Annotated in this window: 25 protein-coding genes and 1 pseudogene; 1 reads left to right on the top strand and 25 read right to left on the bottom strand. The window is 54.2% G+C overall.

The window, feature by feature from the left end:
* Positions 1 to 37 precede the first annotated feature (37 nt).
* Genes EIEH_RS04605 through EIEH_RS04560 form a run of 10 tightly spaced genes read right to left on the bottom strand, consistent with a single transcriptional unit; the run spans position 38 to position 8,174 of the window.
* Entirely contained in the window at positions 38 to 430 is a 393-nt protein-coding gene (locus tag EIEH_RS04605; RefSeq protein WP_015869796.1) for a hypothetical protein, read from the bottom strand.
* Positions 427 to 3,291 carry a conjugative transfer ATPase gene (locus tag EIEH_RS04600; protein WP_015869795.1) on the bottom strand — a complete coding sequence of 955 codons (2,865 nt, stop codon included), beginning with the start codon at positions 3,289 to 3,291 and terminating at the stop codon, positions 427 to 429. Before EIEH_RS04600 ends, EIEH_RS04605 begins: the two co-directional genes overlap by 4 nt.
* Entirely contained in the window at positions 3,291 to 3,713 is a 423-nt protein-coding gene (locus tag EIEH_RS04595) for a TIGR03751 family conjugal transfer lipoprotein (RefSeq protein WP_035608849.1), read from the bottom strand. The genes EIEH_RS04600 and EIEH_RS04595 overlap by 1 nt, the downstream gene beginning before the upstream one ends.
* 9 nt (positions 3,714 to 3,722) lie before the next feature.
* Positions 3,723 to 5,237 (bottom strand): TIGR03752 family integrating conjugative element protein, encoded by a 1,515-nt coding sequence (locus tag EIEH_RS04590; RefSeq protein ID WP_015869793.1) that lies wholly within the window; start codon positions 5,235 to 5,237, stop codon positions 3,723 to 3,725.
* On the bottom strand, positions 5,227 to 6,156 hold the full coding sequence (locus EIEH_RS04585; RefSeq protein WP_015869792.1) for a TIGR03749 family integrating conjugative element protein: 930 nt from the start codon (positions 6,154 to 6,156) through the stop codon (positions 5,227 to 5,229). The genes EIEH_RS04590 and EIEH_RS04585 overlap by 11 nt, the downstream gene beginning before the upstream one ends.
* A complete protein-coding gene (locus EIEH_RS04580; protein WP_015869791.1) occupies positions 6,156 to 6,815 on the bottom strand; it encodes a PFL_4703 family integrating conjugative element protein in 660 nt (219 codons plus the stop codon). The genes EIEH_RS04585 and EIEH_RS04580 overlap by 1 nt, the downstream gene beginning before the upstream one ends.
* Positions 6,812 to 7,168, bottom strand: a complete 357-nt coding sequence (locus EIEH_RS04575; protein ID WP_015869790.1) for a TIGR03750 family conjugal transfer protein — start codon at positions 7,166 to 7,168, stop codon at positions 6,812 to 6,814. Before EIEH_RS04575 ends, EIEH_RS04580 begins: the two co-directional genes overlap by 4 nt.
* Positions 7,169 to 7,177: 9 nt before the next feature.
* A complete protein-coding gene (locus tag EIEH_RS04570; RefSeq protein ID WP_015869789.1) occupies positions 7,178 to 7,564 on the bottom strand; it encodes a TIGR03745 family integrating conjugative element membrane protein in 387 nt (128 codons plus the stop codon).
* 26 nt (positions 7,565 to 7,590) lie between these two features.
* Positions 7,591 to 7,833, bottom strand: a complete 243-nt coding sequence (locus EIEH_RS04565) for a TIGR03758 family integrating conjugative element protein (protein ID WP_015869788.1) — start codon at positions 7,831 to 7,833, stop codon at positions 7,591 to 7,593.
* The gene (locus tag EIEH_RS04560; protein WP_015869787.1) at positions 7,833 to 8,174 is read right to left on the bottom strand and encodes an integrative conjugative element protein, RAQPRD family; all 342 of its coding nucleotides are present in this window, start codon (positions 8,172 to 8,174) and stop codon (positions 7,833 to 7,835) included. Before EIEH_RS04560 ends, EIEH_RS04565 begins: the two co-directional genes overlap by 1 nt.
* A 105-nt stretch (positions 8,175 to 8,279) precedes the next feature.
* Between EIEH_RS04560 and EIEH_RS04555 the strand changes: the two genes are divergently transcribed.
* On the top strand, positions 8,280 to 8,870 hold the full coding sequence (locus EIEH_RS04555) for a hypothetical protein (protein ID WP_035608846.1): 591 nt from the start codon (positions 8,280 to 8,282) through the stop codon (positions 8,868 to 8,870).
* A 107-nt stretch (positions 8,871 to 8,977) separates the two neighbouring features.
* On the opposite strand, the gene EIEH_RS04550 is transcribed toward EIEH_RS04555, so the two are convergent.
* The 15 genes and pseudogenes from EIEH_RS04550 to EIEH_RS04490 all read right to left on the bottom strand — a co-directional run bounded on the left by EIEH_RS04550 (position 8,978) and on the right by EIEH_RS04490 (position 21,344).
* Positions 8,978 to 9,733, bottom strand: coding sequence for a TIGR03747 family integrating conjugative element membrane protein (locus EIEH_RS04550; protein ID WP_015869785.1), 756 nt, complete (start codon positions 9,731 to 9,733; stop codon positions 8,978 to 8,980).
* The gene (gene traD / locus EIEH_RS04545) at positions 9,726 to 11,816 is read right to left on the bottom strand and encodes a type IV conjugative transfer system coupling protein TraD (RefSeq protein WP_035608843.1); all 2,091 of its coding nucleotides are present in this window, start codon (positions 11,814 to 11,816) and stop codon (positions 9,726 to 9,728) included. The genes EIEH_RS04550 and traD overlap by 8 nt, the downstream gene beginning before the upstream one ends.
* Positions 11,813 to 12,610, bottom strand: a complete 798-nt coding sequence (locus tag EIEH_RS04540; RefSeq protein WP_107775204.1) for a hypothetical protein — start codon at positions 12,608 to 12,610, stop codon at positions 11,813 to 11,815. Before EIEH_RS04540 ends, traD begins: the two co-directional genes overlap by 4 nt.
* 163 nt (positions 12,611 to 12,773) lie before the next feature.
* The gene (locus EIEH_RS04535) at positions 12,774 to 13,286 is read right to left on the bottom strand and encodes an integrating conjugative element protein (RefSeq protein ID WP_015869782.1); all 513 of its coding nucleotides are present in this window, start codon (positions 13,284 to 13,286) and stop codon (positions 12,774 to 12,776) included.
* Entirely contained in the window at positions 13,286 to 13,951 is a 666-nt protein-coding gene (locus tag EIEH_RS04530; protein WP_035608840.1) for a lysozyme family protein, read from the bottom strand. The genes EIEH_RS04535 and EIEH_RS04530 overlap by 1 nt, the downstream gene beginning before the upstream one ends.
* On the bottom strand, positions 13,930 to 14,634 hold the full coding sequence (locus EIEH_RS04525) for a TIGR03759 family integrating conjugative element protein (RefSeq protein WP_015869780.1): 705 nt from the start codon (positions 14,632 to 14,634) through the stop codon (positions 13,930 to 13,932). The genes EIEH_RS04530 and EIEH_RS04525 overlap by 22 nt, the downstream gene beginning before the upstream one ends.
* A gap of 6 nt (positions 14,635 to 14,640) precedes the next feature.
* Positions 14,641 to 15,363 carry a hypothetical protein gene (locus tag EIEH_RS04520; protein WP_035608836.1) on the bottom strand — a complete coding sequence of 241 codons (723 nt, stop codon included), beginning with the start codon at positions 15,361 to 15,363 and terminating at the stop codon, positions 14,641 to 14,643.
* Positions 15,360 to 15,956, bottom strand: coding sequence for a PFGI-1 class ICE element type IV pilus protein PilL2 (pilL2, locus tag EIEH_RS04515; protein WP_015869778.1), 597 nt, complete (start codon positions 15,954 to 15,956; stop codon positions 15,360 to 15,362). Before pilL2 ends, EIEH_RS04520 begins: the two co-directional genes overlap by 4 nt.
* 141 nt (positions 15,957 to 16,097) lie before the next feature.
* On the bottom strand, positions 16,098 to 16,361 hold the full coding sequence (locus EIEH_RS17355) for a DUF2442 domain-containing protein (protein ID WP_015869777.1): 264 nt from the start codon (positions 16,359 to 16,361) through the stop codon (positions 16,098 to 16,100).
* Positions 16,342 to 16,578, bottom strand: coding sequence for a DUF4160 domain-containing protein (locus EIEH_RS17350; protein WP_071525690.1), 237 nt, complete (start codon positions 16,576 to 16,578; stop codon positions 16,342 to 16,344). The genes EIEH_RS17355 and EIEH_RS17350 overlap by 20 nt, the downstream gene beginning before the upstream one ends.
* A gap of 13 nt (positions 16,579 to 16,591) precedes the next feature.
* A pseudogene (gene ssb / locus EIEH_RS04505) lies at positions 16,592 to 17,068 on the bottom strand (single-stranded DNA-binding protein).
* Positions 17,069 to 17,149: 81 nt separating this feature from the next.
* Positions 17,150 to 17,353, bottom strand: coding sequence for a hypothetical protein (locus EIEH_RS17345; protein ID WP_015869776.1), 204 nt, complete (start codon positions 17,351 to 17,353; stop codon positions 17,150 to 17,152).
* A gap of 77 nt (positions 17,354 to 17,430) precedes the next feature.
* A complete protein-coding gene (locus EIEH_RS04500; protein WP_015869775.1) occupies positions 17,431 to 17,895 on the bottom strand; it encodes an STY4534 family ICE replication protein in 465 nt (154 codons plus the stop codon).
* Between the two features lie 649 nt (positions 17,896 to 18,544).
* A complete protein-coding gene (locus EIEH_RS04495) occupies positions 18,545 to 20,575 on the bottom strand; it encodes a DNA topoisomerase III (protein ID WP_015869774.1) in 2,031 nt (676 codons plus the stop codon).
* 13 nt (positions 20,576 to 20,588) lie between these two features.
* On the bottom strand, positions 20,589 to 21,344 hold the full coding sequence (locus EIEH_RS04490) for a PFL_4669 family integrating conjugative element protein (RefSeq protein WP_015869773.1): 756 nt from the start codon (positions 21,342 to 21,344) through the stop codon (positions 20,589 to 20,591).
* Positions 21,345 to 21,437 lie beyond the last annotated feature (93 nt).

Raw genomic sequence — 21,437 nt, 5'->3', positions numbered from 1 at the left:
TCGCTAAACCAGGAACGGGAAACACAGACCTCATGAATCACAGCTCTTGACACACTCCGTTATTGAGCCAAAGGACCAAGTAAACCATATCGGCCGCATCCGTCACGGTAATATACCAGCGGGGATGTTCATACTCTTCCTCTGCTGGCCAGCTTCCCTGCCCACTAACGGTGATAAGAATATTAACCGCTCTGCGGAGTCTGCCCTCCACCGTAACCGCCACACAGCTGCTCAGCCCTACCCGGTGAGGGTGACAGGTAACAGTCACCGGGCCATTCAGTCGCTGTCGGATGTGTTCGCTCAGACGTTGCAGATTAGCCTGCGTCACCACAGACATCCCGGGTTCACCCTGCGGTGGCAGGGTGAAAACAGTGTTATCCGGGCTGTCATTACCGCAGACACAGGGTACCGGATACTTCAGCGTCATCATGCTGCAGTGCTCTCCTCGTCGTGTGCGTCAGTCAGTCCGCGCAACCGGTCCAGTTTACGGGCAATCAGCTTCGCCGCGTCCAGTTCGCTACAGTGATGCTCACGCATCAGCGCCCGGCGTTCCGCCTTTTCCTCTTTCTCCGTCATGCCCAGCGCAAGATACAGACTGGGGGGAACAGCACGGAACAGCGCCTCAATACGTTTGGCCAGCACCACCCCTTCTGTATAGCAACCTGACAGCTTACGGGCGGAAAGCAGCACGGCTTCCTGTTCAGGCGTGAGTGCACGGAACCGGCTGATGTCTTTCACCTCTTCCGGTGGCATGGTGAGGCAAATCCACCACTCCGCCATGTTCAGCATTTTCTCCGCAATATCCGGGAAGTCCTTCAGGTTCTGCGTGGCCAGCCACAGCCAGGCCCCTAACTTTCGCCACATTTTGACCACTTTGGTCATATACGGCGACAGCAGTGGATTAACCGTCACAATATGCGCCTCATCCACCGCGAAGACTATATCGCGGCCGAGATACTGATCCCGCTCTGCAATATTGTTAATCATGTTGGTCATTGACACCATGGTCAGCGCCATCTGCGCTTCATAACCCTCACGCGCCAGATGACCGAGATCCACCAGGGTCACATCCGCTTCAGGCCACAATTCCCCCTCGCGGTTGAACAGCTCCGCCTCAAAGCTGCCTTCCTGAGTGAACATCCCCAGCGCCTCCGCCATCTCTGCGGCTTTCGCCTTACGCTGGGCATTACGGACATTCTGCCCCTCATCGCTGTCATCACCGGCAATGCTGTATAACGCTTTCTGCAGGTCAGAAGGCAGCATCTGCCTCCCTTCTTTATATGTTGCATGCGCGGCCATCAGCAGCGCTTCACGGATCATAGCCCGGTCGGCACGCTTCATTTCGGCTTCTTCTTTCGGATCGCCGCCCGTTATCATCATGCGGGCTGAAATCTCCATCTCACCGAGAATATCCCGCTTATCCTCGTCTTCACCCTCTCCGTCACTGTCGGCATCGATATCGGGGAGATCGCTCTCATCAACGGCATGTGCTGCCAGCCCTTCTTCGACCAGTTTATGCGCGTCGGCAAACGGCGGCAGGCTGACCCCACTACCCGGTTTGACGCTTATCTTGTTGACAGAAAGTCCAAGGCTTTCAAAATAATCAGCCTGCAGGCCAAAACTGTTCCCAGCTTCAGCGATAAACAGACGTGGCCGGTGAACCGCCATCAGTTGAGAAAAGGCATAACACAGCGTGGCTGATTTACCTGCCCCCGTCGGTCCGAACAACAACAGATGCGCATTCTGGGTACGGTCATACTTGTTCAGTGGATCAAACGTCAGAATATCACCGCCGCGGTTAAAAAAGCTGAAACCCGGGTTGCCGGTACCGGTTTCCCGCCCGGTAACCGGTAGCAACCCTGCCAGGTGCTGTACCCAGGTCAGGCGGGTGTACCAATGTTTTTTATCGCTGTTCGGGTTAAAGCACATTGGCAGCGCCCGCAGCCAGGTATTCAGCGGCCCCACCTCAAATTCCGATCGAACCGGCTGCAGGCCGGCCCCAAGCAATACGGTGGTCAAATCAAGACGTTTGCGCTTAAGATTATCCATATCATCACCGCGCAGAAGGAAGGTGATCCCGGCACGATACAGCTTATGCCGGTTTCCCAGATACTCTTTCACCGTTTTCACATCCTGACGGACACGGCCGGATTCGGTATTCTCCCCGACGGCATTTTTCGACAGGCGGTTGAACTGTTCTTCCAGCCTGTCCTGCGGCTGCACAACAATCGTCATGCACAGCAGTGTCCCTTCTGGAAACATATCCATCAGTGCGTTGATTTTTTTCTCACCGCGGGCCTGTTCACCGGTGATGGTACCTGGCTCCGGCGGGGTACGCAGTCTCTCAACCGGCAGAGCACAATGTAGTTTATTATCTATCCACCATACGCCGTTCTCCGGATCCGAAACGGGTGGCGTAAACCACAGCGTTTCAGCAAAATCATTGCTGACTGGTGCCACGCCCGCCGGGAAGTCGCGCGGATCGGCATACGCCGCCTGACGATAGAGTGTGGATTTATCCACCCAGTCCGGAGACGGATTAAACAGGCGCAGCAGCCAGCTGTGCACCTGCAGGCCATTCTGACGGGTACAACGAATACCGGCCCCGCCCAGCGCACTGACCACACGTTCACACGCCTGGTTGAGCATCGCTACCGGCGGCATCGGGTCCCGGGAAGCGGACTTCCCGCTCCAGCGATAAATAACCATACGGGTGCGACGCTGCTGGCCGCGCCACAGCTGACCGGTGATCAACGCATCGGTAAACAGCCCCTCCGGCCGCGAGATACTGCGGATATGACGTGCCATTTCACCCAGCCAAGCCTCCGTAAATGCCGTGCGCTGCGCATGCGGTTTCACGTAGCCGCGTAAGTGGTCCAGATACGCTTCAGCATCATCTTCATCCTGGCAGAAGAACTGCACCACCCAGGGATTCTCATCATATTCATCAAAGCTGTCCTGCAGGGCATCTTCCACCGTATCGCGGATCTGCTCCAGACGATCATTTGTGCGCCCTTCCGTGGCTACTGGCTTCACGTCATAAACGGCACCGACGGAGATACCGTCCTCAAGCAGAAGACACTGATCTTCATCCAGGAATTCCACCCATGGCAGATAATCAATGATGGACGGATTAGCGTGATACACTTTTGCCTCTTCCTGCCGGGTCATCCGGCCTGGTCGCGTCAGTGGCTCCCGGCCGTGAATAACCAGAGGAGAGACCTCCCCCTCTGGCTGCCCTGCCGTGCCATCGGGTTTCACTTCATTTTTACGGCCGAAAAGAGAAAACATTACAGCGCCTCCGTACGTTCACCAGGCATCGCATACTGCGTCTGGCTGTAGAAAGGAAATACTGTGCTGTAGCCAGGCACTGGTGTGTTGCCGCCAGCCAGATGGGAATACAGGTACATCACCATGTCGGGATTGGGCAAACGAGAGAACTGTTGTGAAATTTCACTCTCCTGCGTGCGGCTGTAGCTGCGATCGTCCTGTGTACCTTTCCGCTGTTCATTGTCAGTTAACGGGCGGCGCAACGTGTCCCTTGCAGCAGCGGACTGACGAGTGGTTCCCCCTTCACCATCCGACCCGTTCCACAGTTCAAGCATGGTATGATCGCCAGTCGGCAGCATCTCTTCTTTTGATGTGGAACAGCCGACTAAGAGAACAGCGAGGCAGAGAGCGGCCAGCATTTTACAATTCAGGTTCTGAGTCATTTTGGCACCTTAGTCCAGACCGCCGTTGTCGCTGACCCCACCCGGGAGGGTGAAATCGTAGCGAACCCTGCGACCGTTATCTTCATAGTCAATGGCAAGCTGGCGGGTAATATGTACGGCCAGCTTCGCACCCGGTGGTACATAAATCGCGTCAAATGTCTGTCCATAGCGCTGCTTAACCCAGTCGGTTGTCTCACTCATGCCACCGGAGAGGGCTTTCCCCAGCGCCGCTTCGCCGGCACTGCCGGTCAGCGTGGAGGAAATCCCGTTTACATTGTTCTGGGTGGTATATTGCCCTTCACCGAATGCTTCCCCGGCGGCCCCGGCGGCAGAAAGAGCAAAGATAGTGGGCAGATACGTTGACGCGTTAGACTTGCGGGTACCGCTGATACACGGAATACCATCATCATCTGAAATCCAGCCAATACCGCCGTCGGTACCGGTTTTATTCTGCGTATTGCCATTACCGGTGCTTTTCCCGCTGGCTTCCGGTTGAGGCACGGTACGGACCGTACCGTCAGCAAAAACAAAGGTGATGCTGTTCACCTGCCCCCGAACGCAGGAGAGCGTCCAGTCTCCGCTGGCGCTGCCGGAAACAATCGCCCCCTCCACATCCGGTAGTTCAATACCATTAGCCGTGAGATTATCTTTACCAATTAGCACCTTGAATGGATACGGATCGGTCACAGTGCCGTTGAGCGGAATACGGCCCAGCAATGCCGTCATTGCCCGGCTTCCCACCAGGGTGGAGTTTTCCGGCAGGGTATAGACAGGCTCTGCGTTTTCCTGAGCCCCTTTTTCACCGGTATGACCCTTAACCTGCTGCTCATAAGCCGCTTTCTGCCGGGTCAGGGGATTGCTGTCCAGAAACGAGGTGGGAAACTGCGGTGAAGCCTTACCGCTGGCAGCATCGCGCGGATCGACGTCTTTTTGATCGTCAGGCGTCACCCACATCAGCCCGTCATCGCCCCGGGTGGCGATACCACGGGTGCGGCCCCCCAGACCATCCAGACCGAGGCCCAGGGGAATATCGCTGTCAGAAGCCTGTTTTGCACCCGCTGAACTACTGACGGTGGTTTTCAGCTGTTCAGACAGCGTCTGCACTTTTTCCAGCAGGCTGGTCTGTTCGTTCTGCAGTTGCTGCTGACGTTTGTCATACTCTTCACGCAACCCCTGTACTGCCTCGTCAACCTGACCGGATACATTCGTGCCGCGCTTACGCAGTTGCTCATTCTCTTTCAGCAGATCGGTATTCTGCTTATCCAGCGTTTTCTGGCGATCACGCACATCGTTCAGCCGGCCTATCAGCATACGCAGGGTATCTTCCGGCGTGTCACCCTCCACCCCGAGCGCCTTAAGCTCATCCTGCGAGAGATTTTTCAGTACCGTCGTCACATCACCCGATGCATTCTCAGCATTCTCAGGTAGCCGTTCTCCCTTACAGCTTTTCAGGCCCACAACCAGACCCGCCACCACCACTGCGGGAACAATAAATTTCACCATGGCATTGGACTTAATCTGCATGGCTGATCTCCTTCTTCGCGGTACGAACAGCCTTGCGCACCACGGAAGGCTCAGCGATGAAGGCGCTCTCCGGCCGCATACCCGTCACAATATAGACCGTGGTGGTATCTTCCGGCGTGCCCACAGGCCCCAACCAGCGGTGCTGAAACGTAGCCGCCACAAACTGTCCCTGCAGGGCACGGGGATCCAGAACAATCCTGAGGCTGGCGGTGTTTTGCAGACGGACGGCCACCACGACGCGATTTGCCACGCCCCAGGCGGCCAGCGGCGTGGCCGTTATGGCTTCAGACGGATACAGCGTTGTCAACCGTTTGGGCAGATGCGGATTCACCGGGCGGATACCCGGCACGGCTTCTACCGTGCGCAGCGGCGCATACAGGCTTTGTGCGGCATAGCGGGTCAGCAATACCGGAATGGGGGCACCGTACGATACCTTTTTACGCTTCGCCTGCGTACCGACATCACTGCCCGGCTGGATGCTGCTGTCGCTGTTCTCTGCCTGGCGACGGGTATCGGTCGTACTGCTGACCGTATTCACCTCACCGCTGTAGACCAGACGAACTGGCTCGGAAGGGCCTTTTTCACCAGCAGTAACATCGAGAAGAATAACCTCACCGCTTTCCACATCCTGCAGTTGCACCCGAGTCTGAGGAAAAGTGCTATCGGCCTTCAAGTAGACGGCTCCACCGGTACTCTGCACGCGCAGCTTACCGTTAAGTGCCGGAGGAAAACCCACCCGGACATTTTTATCCACAAACACCACCCGTTCCAGCCCTACCTGCAGCGGGATTTGCAACGGAATACGCTCCCATTTCATAAACTCATCGGCCTGTGCCGGTTCGCTGACCAGAGAGACCAGCGGCAACAGCAACAGGGACAGCACCATCAGCCCTGTTCGTATATCATTACGGGTCTTCATTACTGAAACACTCCTGGTTTCGCGGGAATTTCCGTTGGCAGTGCCGCCTCCAGACGCTGCGGCACACCGTCATAACAGTCCAGCGCCAGACCAAACGGATTGCGTTCAGCATCCCCCTCCCAGCGCACCACTTTTAGTGGATAGCGGACCAAGGCACGCTTTACCGGTTCAGCATGAAAATACTCATCCGCCACCAGGTCGAGACGTACCACCCAGTTATCTCTGCTGATAACGCTGACGCTCTTCGACTGATAGCCACGACCGGGAATTTCATACACCACACGAACACGGTCAGTCAGCTGACCAGTGTTGCTTCTTTTCCTGGCCTCGGTATTCAGATAGTCCTGGCAACCGGGGGTCAGATAGGCTGACAACGCATGAATTTTTGCCGGATAATCCACTTCACCATTTTTAGGCCAGGCATTAAGTTGCTGGAAAATATAGAAGGCGAAGGAGTAGACCGACGATGCCGGTACTTCCCACCAGGGGCGGGTGCTTCCGGCACGTAAATCCGGCGGGTTATGGACGGTCAGTTTATTTGGGGCCAACATCCAGCCGGCACAGGTGATTAACAGGAAAAAGGCCAGCACACCGCAGACAATACGCAGTGTCAGAATATGCTGATCCCGGTCTTTGACCGCATGACGAAAACGGCTCATTTTTCTCTCCCGGTTCGTTTCAGGGACCATCCCCGGGCATCAATGATCAGAGTCGGGTTGCCCAGGCTGTGACGACGTTTGAACGCCTCCAGTCGCTGCCAGATATAGTTTTCGGGCTTGCCGCGTTTGATGCGGCTCAGCCACCGACCGCCGAAACCGATAACCAGTAGCGGTGCCAGTAGCATACCGGTCGGGATAATGACCCAGCCGGCAAGAGGGATAAATGGCAAAGACAGGAGCAGACCCACACCCAGACCGGCCAGGGAAGCAAGCCCCATCTCCGGGGTGGTGAACCCGCGAAATACCACAGGTTCACTGTTCAGACGGTCAGGTAAAAAGCGAATGGTCTGCATGGGTCCTCCTCAGAGAATAATGTCGGCGGACTTGCCCAACAGCCAGAGGACAGCAACCAGTAACACCACTCCCACCACGATGATGGAGCCAAACTTCGTCCAGGTGGACTTCTCATTCCGGACCTCGGTAAAGGTATGTACTGCAGCAATCGCTACGTTAATAAACGCAATGGCTGCCACCACCAGTCCACCAATAACGACACCATCCTGCAGATAGCCTTTGATCTGCCCCATCAGGCCAGATCCCCCATTGGATGTTGGCGCTTCGACGGTTGGCAGGTCAGCGAATGCGGGTTTACAGATCAGCCAGACCAGCAACGCCCACGTGAAAGTACGGTTAATGACGTGGTCAATATCACGACGCAGGTGGGTAGCAACAGACGCAGAGTGATGCATAAATCTTTCTCCAGAAATTGGTTAATTCAGCTGGCAAACATCCAGATACTCACAACCAGCAGGAGCACGACCCGGATAGCGAAGCGACCCAGCGCTGCATTCCGTACTTTCTCGTTACTCCATCCGGTCCACACATCGGACAGTGCCCATGCGGCCCACAGAAACAGAAAGGCCAGCAGCACACCGATACAGACCAGGTGCAGAATGCTGGCCTCGACATTGCCGGAGGCAACTTTAAAGGCTGTGGATTGTGCGGAGGTCATTCCCATCAGGGACGCTCCCGACGATAATTACCGCTAACAAATGAAGCCCGTGGTTGGGACCGGGATGGCTCCAGATAGCGGTCAATACCGATACGAATGGTATTCAGATCGGATGTAGCCTGACGGTAGTCAAAAAAGAAACGCCCCTGCTCAGCAGGAGCGGCCTGAGCCGCCGCTACGCGGGCACGTTCAAGTGAGGCTTGCACTTGATCCAGTTGGCGCAAGGCCGAAGCGAGCTCGTCTTTTTCTGCCGCTTGTACCGTCGTGGACAATGTGGCCAACAGTAGCAGGCCGGTGATGCCCGGGATACGAGCGCTCAGGCTCCGGACCGGATGAGGATGGTTCATACGCACCTCCTTGAGGATTAACAGGTGCGTACAGAATGCGCAGGACAAGAGTACGAGTCAGCGATAAACTCTTTTTGCGTTTATGAGAATTAGGGAGATACAGCAATGGGACTACATGTACACTCACTCAGCAACATACCCAGAACGGAGAATCGTGATTATTTCATATATCTACTTGAGTACGGCTGGCACGAGCCTCTTGCTCAAGCTCTAAACGATAATTTCTTTAAAATGGCTAATATTGCTGCCAGAGCAAGAGCCGTTGTAATCAAGGGGACAGAATTAGCTCATTTTGAAAATGAAGTATTTTCCTGGCACCGAATTAATAATCAAAATGGTGATGAAATCCTCCCGGCAGTGCTTATTACAAACGCTCACCCAGACTATTTTATGGAAAATAGTCACGGGTACAAACGTGAAACAGGTTTGTATCGGGAATCAAAGAATAATGAGCTAAAACTTATACTCATTCCTTTAAAAAAATTCTGCCCGACTACATCTGATGCTATCTCCCTTATAGAAAAAGTATTTTCTGATATTAAGGAGGGCAAGGATCTTTCCGATTTCAGAATTGCAAAAAAAGCACAGAAAGGCATCGGTTCAGCTATCGTTGATTCTATTATTCTAGAGCCAAATATTGGTGGTATTGGTTTCAAATTAAACCAATTACTTAGCTTCTTGCGAAAGGATAAATAATACGTCCATACCGAAAACTGACGCGCCAGTAACAGCTTTTACATGGCTTGTCTGCTGACGAAAGCACACAAAAACAAGTTTTGTACGCCTTCGTCCAGCGCCGATAGCTAAAGATATTTCTTGAATGAAGCCATGGTGACCGTGATGGCGACACCCAGTAATATAGCAGCAGGTAACAACAGCAGGTTAGGGTACACCGCCGTCGGCCAGGAAAGATACAGTATTATGGGCACCACTATCGCTGGTTTCACCCTCTTTTTAGCATGATGATAAACAAACGAGCTTTCATAACCCGCCCCATAGCGCCGCAGATCCCTGCGCCCCAGTCCTTCAACCAACGCAACCAGTACAACCATCAGAAACAGTGGGACTGACAGAACCAGTATGGTCACCCGCACCAGGGTAATCACGCATATCCACACGGTCGCCGTCAGATATTCATGCAGATAGCCCGCAAGCCACCCACTCCAGCTGCTCAGATTACGGGTCAGCTCGTTACCGCTGCCCGTCTGCAGCACATGCTGCTTTATCCAGCCAGTAAACCCACTGTCAACAAACAGCCACTGATACGCAGTTGTTACCCACCGGGAAACAGTCACAGAAGGCTCCGACAGCAACAGGCTGCGGGTGAATTCTGTCGACAGCCAGCCCAGTTCGGTATTCATCACCGCCTCGCTGTGGGCTGCACCCGCTTCCGGCCAGAAGAACGCAATGCCGGTGTACTCAATCAGCAGGCTCAGCATCAGCGAACCCAGCAGCATGCCGATCAGCGCCCAGGGCCAGCCCCAGAACACATTATAAAGCAGATCATGTGGCTTCTCCGGCCGGGGCTGAGGCGGACCATTACGCTGAAGTTCAGCCACGCACACCTCCTGCAGGCACGATGCCCGGCGCATCATTCCACCACGCCTCACCACTGTGGTAATTGCGGCGCATTTCCTCGGCAATTTTCGCAATGCTCTGCGGCATCAGTGTATCATCCGCATCGTCGGCAGGCAGCGGCATACGGATTTTCCACAGTTGCCCGCCTTCCAGCAGGGCGAACGCCTGCCCTTTCGGTAGTGTTACCACATCAGCCGGCTCTAGCAACGGTACTTTGACCGTCCCGACACGATCCTGCGTACTGGAGGTAAAATCCTGACCCGCACTGATATCGGTATCCTGATGGCCAGAGACCAGCGTCTTGGTGTAAATCTCTACCTGCGGCAATTGCGTAGTCAGGAGCTCAGCGGTACGGTTCTCCCTGACACGTAACATAATCAGATTGTTGAAGTTGCCCTGGACCTGAGCCGTTTTGGCCGCATTACCGATCCGGGCCTCAATATCCGATGAGGTCTGGGTATAAGCGGTTACCTGCATACCGGCGCCGCCCCCTTTGTTAATAAGCGGGATAAATTCATCACCCATCAACTCATTAAATTCATCACAATGCAGGTTAACCGGAACCTTGCTCTCACCCTCTCCCGGCAGTCCGGCATGAATACCATGCTTGTAGATATGACCGGCCACGCTCACCAGATCGGCGAACATGGAATTCCCCACGGCGCTGGCCACTTCACTGTCGCTGAGTGCATCAAGGCCAATATACACCACTGCCTTTTTGCGGATTATCTGCTCCCAGTCAAAAATCGGCCGTGAATCGCTCATCTCCAGATAATCCGGCGCCAGCAACTCTGCGGTTTTCCCGGTTGTCAGTTTCTCCAGCAGAGGCAGCAGGGAGGCCACAATTTTATCAAAATAGGTACGGTCATAGCGTACTGCGCTACGCAGACCATCCAGAATGGGATCATACAGCTGCTTTCCCTCTTCCGAGCTGAGCGCCACCTCTATGGACCATATGCGCACCGCATCCGGCTGCCCCTGCATATTCCGTGGAACATCGTCATCCCCCAGAACCTGCTCGTTATTCTGAATTTGTGCCTGCAGTGAGGGAAGCTGCTCACGGATAACCTTCTCTGCATAACGGATATACAGATCGGCGATATTGTTCACATACCGCATAATCAGCGTGTAATCCGGACGCTCACCCAGTGCTACCAGGGCCCGGGCGATAATGTTGACAAACCGCCAGGCAAACTCACGGAACGCCGCGCTGTTCCCCTCCCCCGACAGTTGGCCCGCCACGCGGGACGCCACTTCTGACACCCGGCCAAAACGTCCGACAGCGTTATAGCGGGCGGAGATTTCAGGCCAGCCCAGATGGAAAATATACAGCGCATCCCCCCTGTCGGCACGGTGTGCTTCAGCCCAGACGCGCTTCATCAGATCGGCATCGCCCTTCGGATCAAAAACAATGGTGACTTCACCGCGACGAATATCCTGGGTAACCAGCAGCTCCGCCAGGCGTGTTTTTCCCACACGGGTGGTGCCATAGACGATGGTATGCCCGACACGCTCCAGCAACGCCAGCCAGACATCCTGCTCATCCGGCTCTATGCCGTGCAGCACCGGATTACCACCAACCGGCGGCAGCGGGCGAACCGGGTTCAGGGGCGAATCCGTGCGCAGCAGTTTTCCCAGACCCGGCGCTGAATGCTCCGTCTTCATTTCCAGCCAGCGAGCGGCCAGATATAGCCGACCCGGCTGCAGGTACTTCGCCACTTCCGGGCGCAGCGTATCCTGCAGTCGCTGGGTATGTTTTTGTGTCCAGCGAAACCCGCGCCCCAAAAACAGGCGCTGACCACTGACCGGTATCTGCCCGGCGCTCATTACATAGCGAGGAAGTCGGGTCAAATTACGGCGATAGCGAATAATTCTCATCCCTTGCCGGGCACGCACAACGGATAACACCGCAAAACCAGACGCGGTTACATAGCTTACTGAAGGTGCCAGCGCCACAGCCCAGGGGGCCTGCACACAAACATATGCAGCTACACCGGCCACGATGGCAGTATTCAGCTCGACGGCCGGGCGCAATAGGGCTTCAATCACGTAGCGATTACTCATACTCCCTCCCGACGAAAAGGCAACAGACGTTTCCACCAGGGGGCGGCTGAAGCAACCGCCGGCTGCATCAACTCGCTTTCCAGTTGGCGAAGCAAGTGCTGCGCCTGTGTGGCACTGTGTAACTCAAATGTCCGGATATCATCATCGCTGGCAACATTATCCAGAATGACGGACACCTGTGTTTTGAACGTATCCAGCTTCCAGCCCGGCGTGTCTTCCCGCGACACGGGCAGGCGATGGGCTGTCAGGGTCAGATAAACCCCCTTCTGCCTCAGTGCTGGTGCCAACCGCAAGACATCCTGACAGGCCGACATAAAGACCGTATCAGCCCGGTACTGACTCAGGGAAACATTGTGCAACTGCGTCACGGAATGACCCAACAGATGAAAATAAAAACGGGCCAGGCAACTGCGGTGATTACCATCTGCACTGATATACCAGTGAATACCGTCCAGACTGACATAGCTCATACTGGTATGCAGCACAGAAGCATCGGTATAGTACTCCGGTTTTTTTTCAATCAGCGGAATGTTGATATCCATTCGCTTTCCGCGCTGCAAAAGCTCAGACCAGGTCATGCCGGCATACTGCGGGTGGTCCGTCCCTACAATACGAAACACGTTAATACTGCCCTTATCGGTCCAGTAATGATGTGTCATAAAGTCTTCAGCCTGCTGGAATGCAGTAAGATCCCAGGCTTTAATCTGATGTTCTGCCCAAGCGGGCAAGTTCCTGTTCACCCGGTCGGTAAATGAACAACCGTTATCAGCCTCAACCAAATAGAGATCACTCATTATCTTCCTCCCTGACGACACGAACACCGCCCCTGACGACGAACGCAGGCCTTTTCCCGTTGACGAAAGCTTAAACACAGCATTACAACGATAAACACACCCGCCAACAGCAAGACTGGCCATGAATTGACCAGCAGCGCTGCACCTGATTGCAATGCACTTATCATGGCCGTACCTGCCGGGACAATCCGGTATCTGAGATCAGAACCGGGTAATGCCGCAACTGCAACCGGCGGGCCAGCTCAGAGCCGGATGCCGGTGCCATCGGAACGCCAGGAGCCAAGGAGCGCAATGACTGAACTGCCGACGCGCTGTCAACACTGATAATCATGCCGACCGCATGTCGGTCCGTCAGCGTCTGCGCGTTCTCCGCCAGCCAGGATCGCGACAGAACGTCGTCACCGATCAGGAAAAGCGCACCTATGCCCGGCAACTGCAACGGACGATCCGCCACCACCCCTGGCGCCATCTCCGGCGTGCTGACCGGAAACATTGCAGCCATATCAGAAACCGGTGGCAGTGTGGTTGCTGTCGACGCCTCCAGTAGGTCGGGTTGTTTATTAATACCATCAAAGTAAGGCGAGGCATCCTCCCCTCCCAGATCAGCGATAACATTCAACCCGGCATAGCCCATCAGGGGAAGGAAGAGACATATCATTAAAAGCAGCTTTTTCATCAGGGCTCACTCCCAGGTTCAGTCCAGATAAAACCAGGCTCAGGGGCATTGGCCACTATTGTTTGCGGTAATAAAGGGGGCGGAGACTGGCGGATCGAGCCGCTGATACGGACAAGATGACGTTTTACAATAGTTTTGTATCGTACTGCCGCTTGCCCTCCCGCCGGATGGTGATAGCAACCGGCCGCATCCAGCCAGCTACCCGGTTTACGCTCCCAACACTCGCGCAGGATGGCCGCAGCAGCGTTGAGGTTGGTGTACGGATCGAATGCTGCCCAGGTCGAGGTAAAGTGATGCCCATTCCAGCCCAGATTCACTTGCGCCAGACCGACATCAATACGTTTAAGGGAATAACGTGACATAAATACCTGCAGCGCCTGCCAGGCCTCTAGACGACTACTGTAGCGGTATTCCTTACCTGCCACGTTAATCGTCCACGGCCAGGGACGGGCCACATCAGGCAGATTTGCCTGTTGCCTAACCACCGCAGCAATCGATCGTGGTGCCATAGCCGTTTCTGCCAGCGAAACAGAATAGAGCACCTCCGGCGGTACCTTGTGCGCTACCGCTACCCGAACATACCCCTCAGGCACAGTCCCTCCTGCTGCCGTTGCATTGCCGCTTCCAGCCAGCATCAGGGCAATCAGAATGCGGCGATATGCCATCCATCCTCCCCCTGTTGCAATAACACTGGCATCATTCCGTTGCCGAAACGCAACCAGCGCCCACCGTCATGGTTCAGCGTAATCTGTCGGGAACGGACTTTTTCCGCCGGGATACGGTGAGTGCGAGCCCACTGGCGTAACATGTCATCACTCCCCTCACTGTCGACCAGGTAAATATCAATCGGACGATTATCACTGAGTACTGCAGACAGCCGCGCATCGCAGGTCGGACAGTCTTTCGACTTAACGAACAACGCCAGACGCCCCCCGGTATCCCGGGAAACACCGGCAACATTCCCCAGATTCACCGGCAGTCTATCCGGATAAAGCCGTTGCCATGCCGCATTGATTTCCCGCTGGAAATCCAGTTCTTTTTGCGTACGGGCAAATTCCTCTTTAACCCATTTTTCCGCATACTGACGGCGCTCTGCCGGTGTGCGGGCCTCAATCCCTAGCGCCGACAGCGGATCCAGCCCCGGGGACTGGATACCCCGGGGGCCATCCATCAGTTGCTGATACCGCTGGTAATCCTCCGGGCTGAGTCCCCACTCTCCGGCCTTCTGCTGCAGGGCCTGCATCTGGCTCTGTGTGGTTTGCGAATTTTCAACTACGGAGGTATCCGTGGCCGCCAGAGCCTGAGAGCTCAGCATGATCAACGCCAAAAAGGTCAGTTGCAGTTGCATGATGGTTTACTCCACCTTAAGGGCGATCAGACGCCCGTTGACACGGAAAGTCGCCTCGCTGTAACCAGCACGAACCAGTGTCCAGCCGGAGACAGTTTCCCCTTCTCCGATAAGCGCTATCTGCGACAGGCTGTGGTAACCGCGGGGTGCCACCGCCGCCCACGACTCCGCGCCTCGTCTTTCCACTCCGGTCAGCACAAACGGCGCATGACGTGCAACAGCAGCCGTCGTTCGGGGTTTAACAGGTAGAGGCTTTTTGACGTCTGTCGGTGTTTTTTCCGAGGCAGGGATCGCAGCAGCTGGTGCTGTTTTCAGGGTATTCAACTGATTAACAAGCGTGGTAAGCCTAGCCTCCATCTCCTGCTGCACCTGTTGCAACCGTGCGGCAGACGCCTGCAGAGTGGTCAGTGCCTGCGAGGGGGCCGTCCGGGTTTCAATCTCTTTCTGCAACGTAGTCACACGCTGCTGGTTATCAGCAAGCCCGGCCTGTAACGTCGAAATCTGCGACTGAAGGGAGGATAACGTCGCGGTGGTTTTGGCGGTATTGTCCTGCGCCTCGAGGTGTGAAAGACGTGTATCCAGGTCAGTCACACCGTTGACCAGCACAGACAATGCAAACCCCGTTGCCACCATCGTCAGGCAAAGACCGGTGATAACAGCAAATCGCCAGGACCACCGGATCATCTTCCCTCTGGCGGGTACAGGCTCAGTGATATTCATTTCGCTCATTTTTTCAGAAACCCTCCCTTAACCGGGGCAGGTACCTTGGCGGACGTCAGCACAGGCGGTAACTGGCTGGCCGGTAACTGATACCCATCACGCAAACTGTGACAAGCCACACGTTGAACATCATCAACCTCCAGTTGCCAGGCCGGACCGGCCATCACCTGCAGAGCCGTACGCAAGCGCATGGGCCCCAACTGATACTGCACGGCCGGCAGTGGCTGGCGATACAGCACGCCGTTTGCCGGTCCCATGGCGCAAAGCGAATAGCCGGACTGCTTCAGGGCATAGCGCAGGGCATCCGCCACTGTCGGATGCAGTGCTGCCGGAATACGGATATCAATAATCTGGGACAGCGGATCACGCTGGACAGCCATCGGATCCGTGCTGACCAACAGGTAACGGTCATAACGCACCACCTCCGGCATTCGGGCATATTCATCAGGTGCGACGGTCTGAACATTGCGAGTGACAGCCACGGAAGGCGTGGGCACAGCGGCATCACGCTGCTGTAGTTTCTGAGGTGAAGAGGAACAGCCGGCCAGCAAAAGTAGCGGCAGAACAGCAGTAAGGGTCTTACTACGGGTATAAAATTTCATCCGGGGGTTTCCTGTACAGTGATAGAACAGGCCTCACTGTGCGAAATCCCCCCGCATTCACTCAATTAACAACTGATTTTCCGCAGATGTAAAAAAAACGCCGACCGGAAGGTCAGCGTTCTGTTTGTCAAATTACACCGGTCAATGTCGCGGAGTCGCACCTTTAGCACCACGAAGCAGCCCTTCGGTACTCAGGTCCTCATCCAGTTCAGGCCAGTGGATACCATAACCAGCACCACACAGCTCCCAGTTTTGTCGCTGCTCAGCAGTACCAGCAGCAAGACGCGGGAACCAGGCAACGGGAACAGAGATACTGCGTCCATCCATGAGATCAACCGTCAGGCGATCATCATCAATACAGACATTCATTACGCGAATATCATTCTCACTTTGTAAAGTAAGCATCCCAGGCCTCCCGGAGTGTTATCTGATATTCTTCAACCAGACGTTGTAATTCACGAAGTTCGTGCGAAGCAAATCCCACACTACGCGTGACGCTGATATCATGTAACCATATTTTAGCGGTTGCATTACCTTTATCAATATGGACATGCGCCGGTTCATTAGGTTCATGGCTGTAAAAGTAGAATCGATAAGCGCCGATCCTTAATACTGTAGGCACAATATTCTCCCTGTCAGATTGCGTGTATGCTCACCCGATTAACGCCATAACCATACCCAATAAAGGGGATGTCGTCGTCAAAATCCACCGGCATTCCAGCAGCCGCACTTCCGGATAACGACGGCCCAACCTGAGGTGGCTGGCCACTTGATACAGGTTGCTGAGGTTGTCCCCACCCCTGGTGTTGAGAGGAGGAGCTACCCGACTGCTGACGGTTCCCCAGCATCTGCATGCTACCGTTCACGTTGACCACCACTTCGGTAGAATAACGATCCTGGCCATGCTGAACCTGCCATTTACGGGTACGTAACTGGCCTTCAATATACACCTGTGAGCCTTTACGCAGATATTCGCTGGCCACTTCCGCCAGTTTGCCGAACAGTACGACACGGTGCCATTCGGTCTGCTCTTTCATTTCGCCGGTTTACTTATCGCGCCAGCTCTCTGAAGTCGCGATCGACAGCGTGGTCACTGCGTTACTGTTGGGCATATAGCGCACTGCGGGATCTTGGCCTAAATTTCCAACCAGAATGACTTTGTTAACTCCACGTGAAGCCATGATGCTCTCTCCTTATGCCCACTCACGTTGAGTCCAGGCAACAGTGGTGAACGCCTGAACCACTTTTTTATGGGAATTGAAGTATTCTTCAGACTCACGGGAAACAGGTCCCTCATGATTTGCCGTACCGATATAATAACCGCGACCGCTTTTGAGCACCTGTAAAGGTAAAGTAAAACCGGACTCTGCTGCCAGAATTCCTGTTGAATTATTCATGATGTGTTTCCTTAATAAGGAAAACAGACCTCCCTGAAGGTATATCCGTTATTCAGGGAGGTGAGGGTAAAAATAACTCAGAAAGAATTTTCAGCGTATTCGGGCTGAGCAGAACTATTCTGAGGCGGCATGGAGTCCGGTTTTTCAGTCTTATAAACCATATCCTGGCCTATTTTTATCCAGTCCACTTTTATTAAGCGGGCTTTCAGGCTGACACGCTGCTCGCCGGCATGATCGCCTTTGTTAAGCGTAAAGATATCCGTGGACGGATTACTTAAGGTGAAGCCGATAAGGACTTTTTTATCTTCATCAACGGCTTTCTGGCAGCGACCAATCAGGCTGGTCGCTTCTTTTCCGGCAACGGAAACATCAAAGCGAACATATACCGGGTTATCCGTCGGACCACTCAGCGCGTTAATCACACAACTGAGAAAAGAACCGTTCTGAAGATTGACCTGGCGAATATTGCTGAGATATCCCAGACCTTTAATGGTCAGGTTGAAATATTCCGTTTTGCCGGAAGCAGGATTATTTGCAGACATGATGTTTTCTCCATGGAGGTAAAAATAAGATACGACGGAGAAAACATCTGCCCGGACGGGAGTGTTTTTCCCGTCGGGGAGTCAGAATCAGCTAAATTCCGACTGTCTGGTCAGTCATTAAGAAACCTTCATCGCCGCGTCATAGTGCGCTTGTGCTGGCGATATCTGCTTTCAAAGGTGCGCAGATGTACCACATTCAATATGCTCTCCCTTTCAGGCTACGGGAGAATTCTTTTGCAGCCGCCCGAAGGCGTTTCTCACAGACTGCTGAAACATTGGTGGTCGTAAAAACGACAATTAAGCTCGACCATCATTAAACTGCCCGGCGAGAATGTCAACCTGAAACCGGAGGAGATGTTGCTGCGAGTTGCAGAATAAAAAAGGCGCCGTTGCCGACGCCCTTATGGCCAGTACCTGAACCTGCAGTGTCTCATCATTCTCCGGGGATAGGACATTATCCCGACGCGGTTTTCACGGAGTGCATGCGTCTTGCAGGCCAGTCGGAACGTACAATTCACTGCCTGCCGGGCTTGGCTACCATCAGACCCCGTTACCGTCCAATGACAGCCCCGTAAGCCTGCGGGGTACCTTTGCATCAAAGCGGATTTACAATAGCAGAACTTACCGTCTAGGTGTACCCGAAAACCCATTATTGCGAGGCAGATAATTCCACTTCCGTATTTACTACCGTTTTTTTGCCCCGCGCGATTTTCCGGCCTTTCCCACCGCTTTTTCCCGCCACAATACCGTTACATTCCGGATAACGAATACACCCCCAGAAGTCTCCGTTTTTTCCCTTACGCTTGCGGGTCAGGCCCTTACAGACCGGGCAGGGAGGCGTCACAGGCGCAGTAATTTTCACTGTATCCGCTCGCCCTTTGTCAACCAGATGACGGGTCCACTGCAGCTGTTTTTGTATAAAGGTGTCCAGCGACATTTTTCCCTGAGCAATATCGTCCAGCGCCTGTTCCCACAGCGCGGTCATGCCAGGGCTGGTCAGCGTTTCGGGCAACGCCGCTATCAGTTCCCTGGCAAGCAGTGTGGCGTGGATATGTTTGCCTTTTTTCTCCAGGTAATGACGGGAGAAAAGTGTCTCAAGCACACCGGCCCGGGTCGCTTCGGTTCCCAGTCCCGCATTATCGCGCAGCACTTTTTTCAGCTTCGGATCGCTGACGAAACTGGCAGCATTTTTCATCGCGGCAATCAGCGTGCCCTCGGTAAACGGTTTTGGTGGACTGGTGACCTTATCCCCGACACTGGCGCCATTTACGATACAACTGTCACCTTTGTTCAGAGCTGGCAACGCCATATCATCATCCTCCGGCGGATCTTCCTGAATCTCTTTCTGAAACAAACACGTCCAGCCCGTTATAACATTGACTTTCCCCTTGGCTAGGAACAACTGGCCGCCGATATTAAAAGAAGCATCGGTCACATCAGACTCCTGCAACGGCAGGAACTGGGCAAAATAATGCTGTCGAATAAGCTGATAAACCTTCAGCTCATCCGCGCTGAGGCGCGAGAGGTCAAATGCCTGACGTGTAGGAATAATGGCATGGTGTGCCGTGATTTTTTTATCATTCCAGACCCGGGAGACAAACCCGCGGTCCAGTTGAGCCAGCACCGGTGCCACTGACGGATCGGATTTGGCAACAGAGCCCATTACTTCCGGTATTTCCTTCTGCATTGATGTCGGAAGATAACCACAGTCGGTCCGTGGATAGGTCGTCGCTTTGTGCGTCTCATATAATGACTGAGCAACAGCCAGCGTCTCTTTGGCCCCCATCCCGAATTTACGGGAGCAAACCAGCTGCAGCGTTCCCAGATCGAAGCAAAGCGGAGCCGGTGTTTTATCACGCTTTTGACTCACTTCCAGTACTGTTGCACCTTTCTGCTGCTGGCAGAGTTGTCCGACAGCGTTCGCAGCCTGCTTATTCACGCAGCGCTTTTCGTCATCGCAGTACTGCGCCGCCGCCTGCCAGGTCGCCCTGAAGCGCACGCCATCTTTCTCAAGCAGAACCTGCACCTGCCACCAGGGGACCGGGACAAAATCAGCGATTTCTTTATCACGGTTAACCACAATGGCCAGCGTCGGTGTCTGAACCCGACCAACAGACAACACATCAGAAACACCGGACTCGCGGGCTATCAGGGTATACAACCGGGTCAGATTCATCCCGATAAGCCAGTCCGCCCTGCTGCGTCCCAGTCCGGCGTCATACAGTTTTGCCGTATTTTCCCCAGGAAGAATACCGGCCAGAGCCTCGCGGATACTGGCTTCGTCAAGCGCGGATAACCACAACCGACGTACTGCGCCACGATATCCACAATACGCCAGCAGCTCACGGGCGATAACCTCACCCTCCCTGTCAGCATCGGTGGCAATAATCACCTCTCCGGCCTGCTTCAGCAACTTACTGATAACCGTGAACTGATCCCGGGTCTGAGGTTTGACCACCATTTTCCAGTTATCCGGTAAAACCGGGAGCACATCGACCCGCCAGGGTTTACCAAACTGTTCGCCATAAGCATCTGGGCTGGCCTGCTCCAGCAGATGGCCAATAGCCCAGGTGACAGTGATATTGTCAGCGCTGATAAATCCCTGTCCCCGTTTGCTGATACCGAGAACCCGTGCAATATCTTTCGCCTGAGACGGTTTTTCACACAGATAAAGCTGCATGTTTCATCCCCTCTCAGCTCTTTTCGCTCTGGCTAACAGGTTTTTCCCGCAGAGGCGATGAAAAAGAAGATCGCTTTTTACCGGAGAAAATATCGGGGTCGGGTTCACCCAGCCGCGCCAGAGCCTCTTGCCCGCGGGCGGTCAGATTAATAATATCGCTCCGGTTGACCGTCACGGTGTAATAAGGCTGAATAGCGCCATAAACCTGTCTGACAGCATGTCCACCTCTGTTGAGATACTGATCGCGCTGAGCGCGTGAGATCAGCCCATAATGGAAAGCCTGAAACGCTTTCATTGCCAGCTGGTCGTAACCGACCAGCAGCCATACGCACCGGTAACCTAGGGGAGAACGGCTGTAAATGCTGATATTCAGAGGATGCGCAGACGCAATGTCAGAAAGCGTTATCCCGTTGGGAACGCCACCGAGAATCGCGTCTAGCTCATTGAGCGTTTTACTGACCTTGGTGGATGCTGCATTAATCGCATTTTCCAGTTTCAATAGTACCGCATCAGCATACGGATTATCTGATGCTGAATCTCGGGACGCTATTCCAGCACGTTGAATAGCCTTTGGCATACTGATGATTTCAGGCCGTTTTTTCTCATGATGACTACGGGAATCGCTGTCACTTTGCTTACGCCCTTCCCATAATCTGCTGGCATAGTGAGTATGAAGCTCCACCGAAAGCGCAGACTGTAATGCGCCTGCCCGCGGTGAAGATGCTTCATTACCGACCTTAGCATCCGCGTTCTTTTTACCCTTTTCCATATATAGCCCCTTGCTGTTGCGATATCTCAGTCAGGATTGAGATAGTCCGCAGCAAGAGGAAGCAGGACAATTGAAAACCAGATCGCCAGATGA

The sequence above is a fragment of the Edwardsiella ictaluri ATCC 33202 genome, assembly GCF_000264785.1.
GTDB lineage: Bacteria > Pseudomonadota > Gammaproteobacteria > Enterobacterales > Enterobacteriaceae > Edwardsiella > Edwardsiella ictaluri.
Note: the sequence above shows the minus strand (reverse complement) of the source record. Positions and strands in the feature narration are given on the sequence as shown.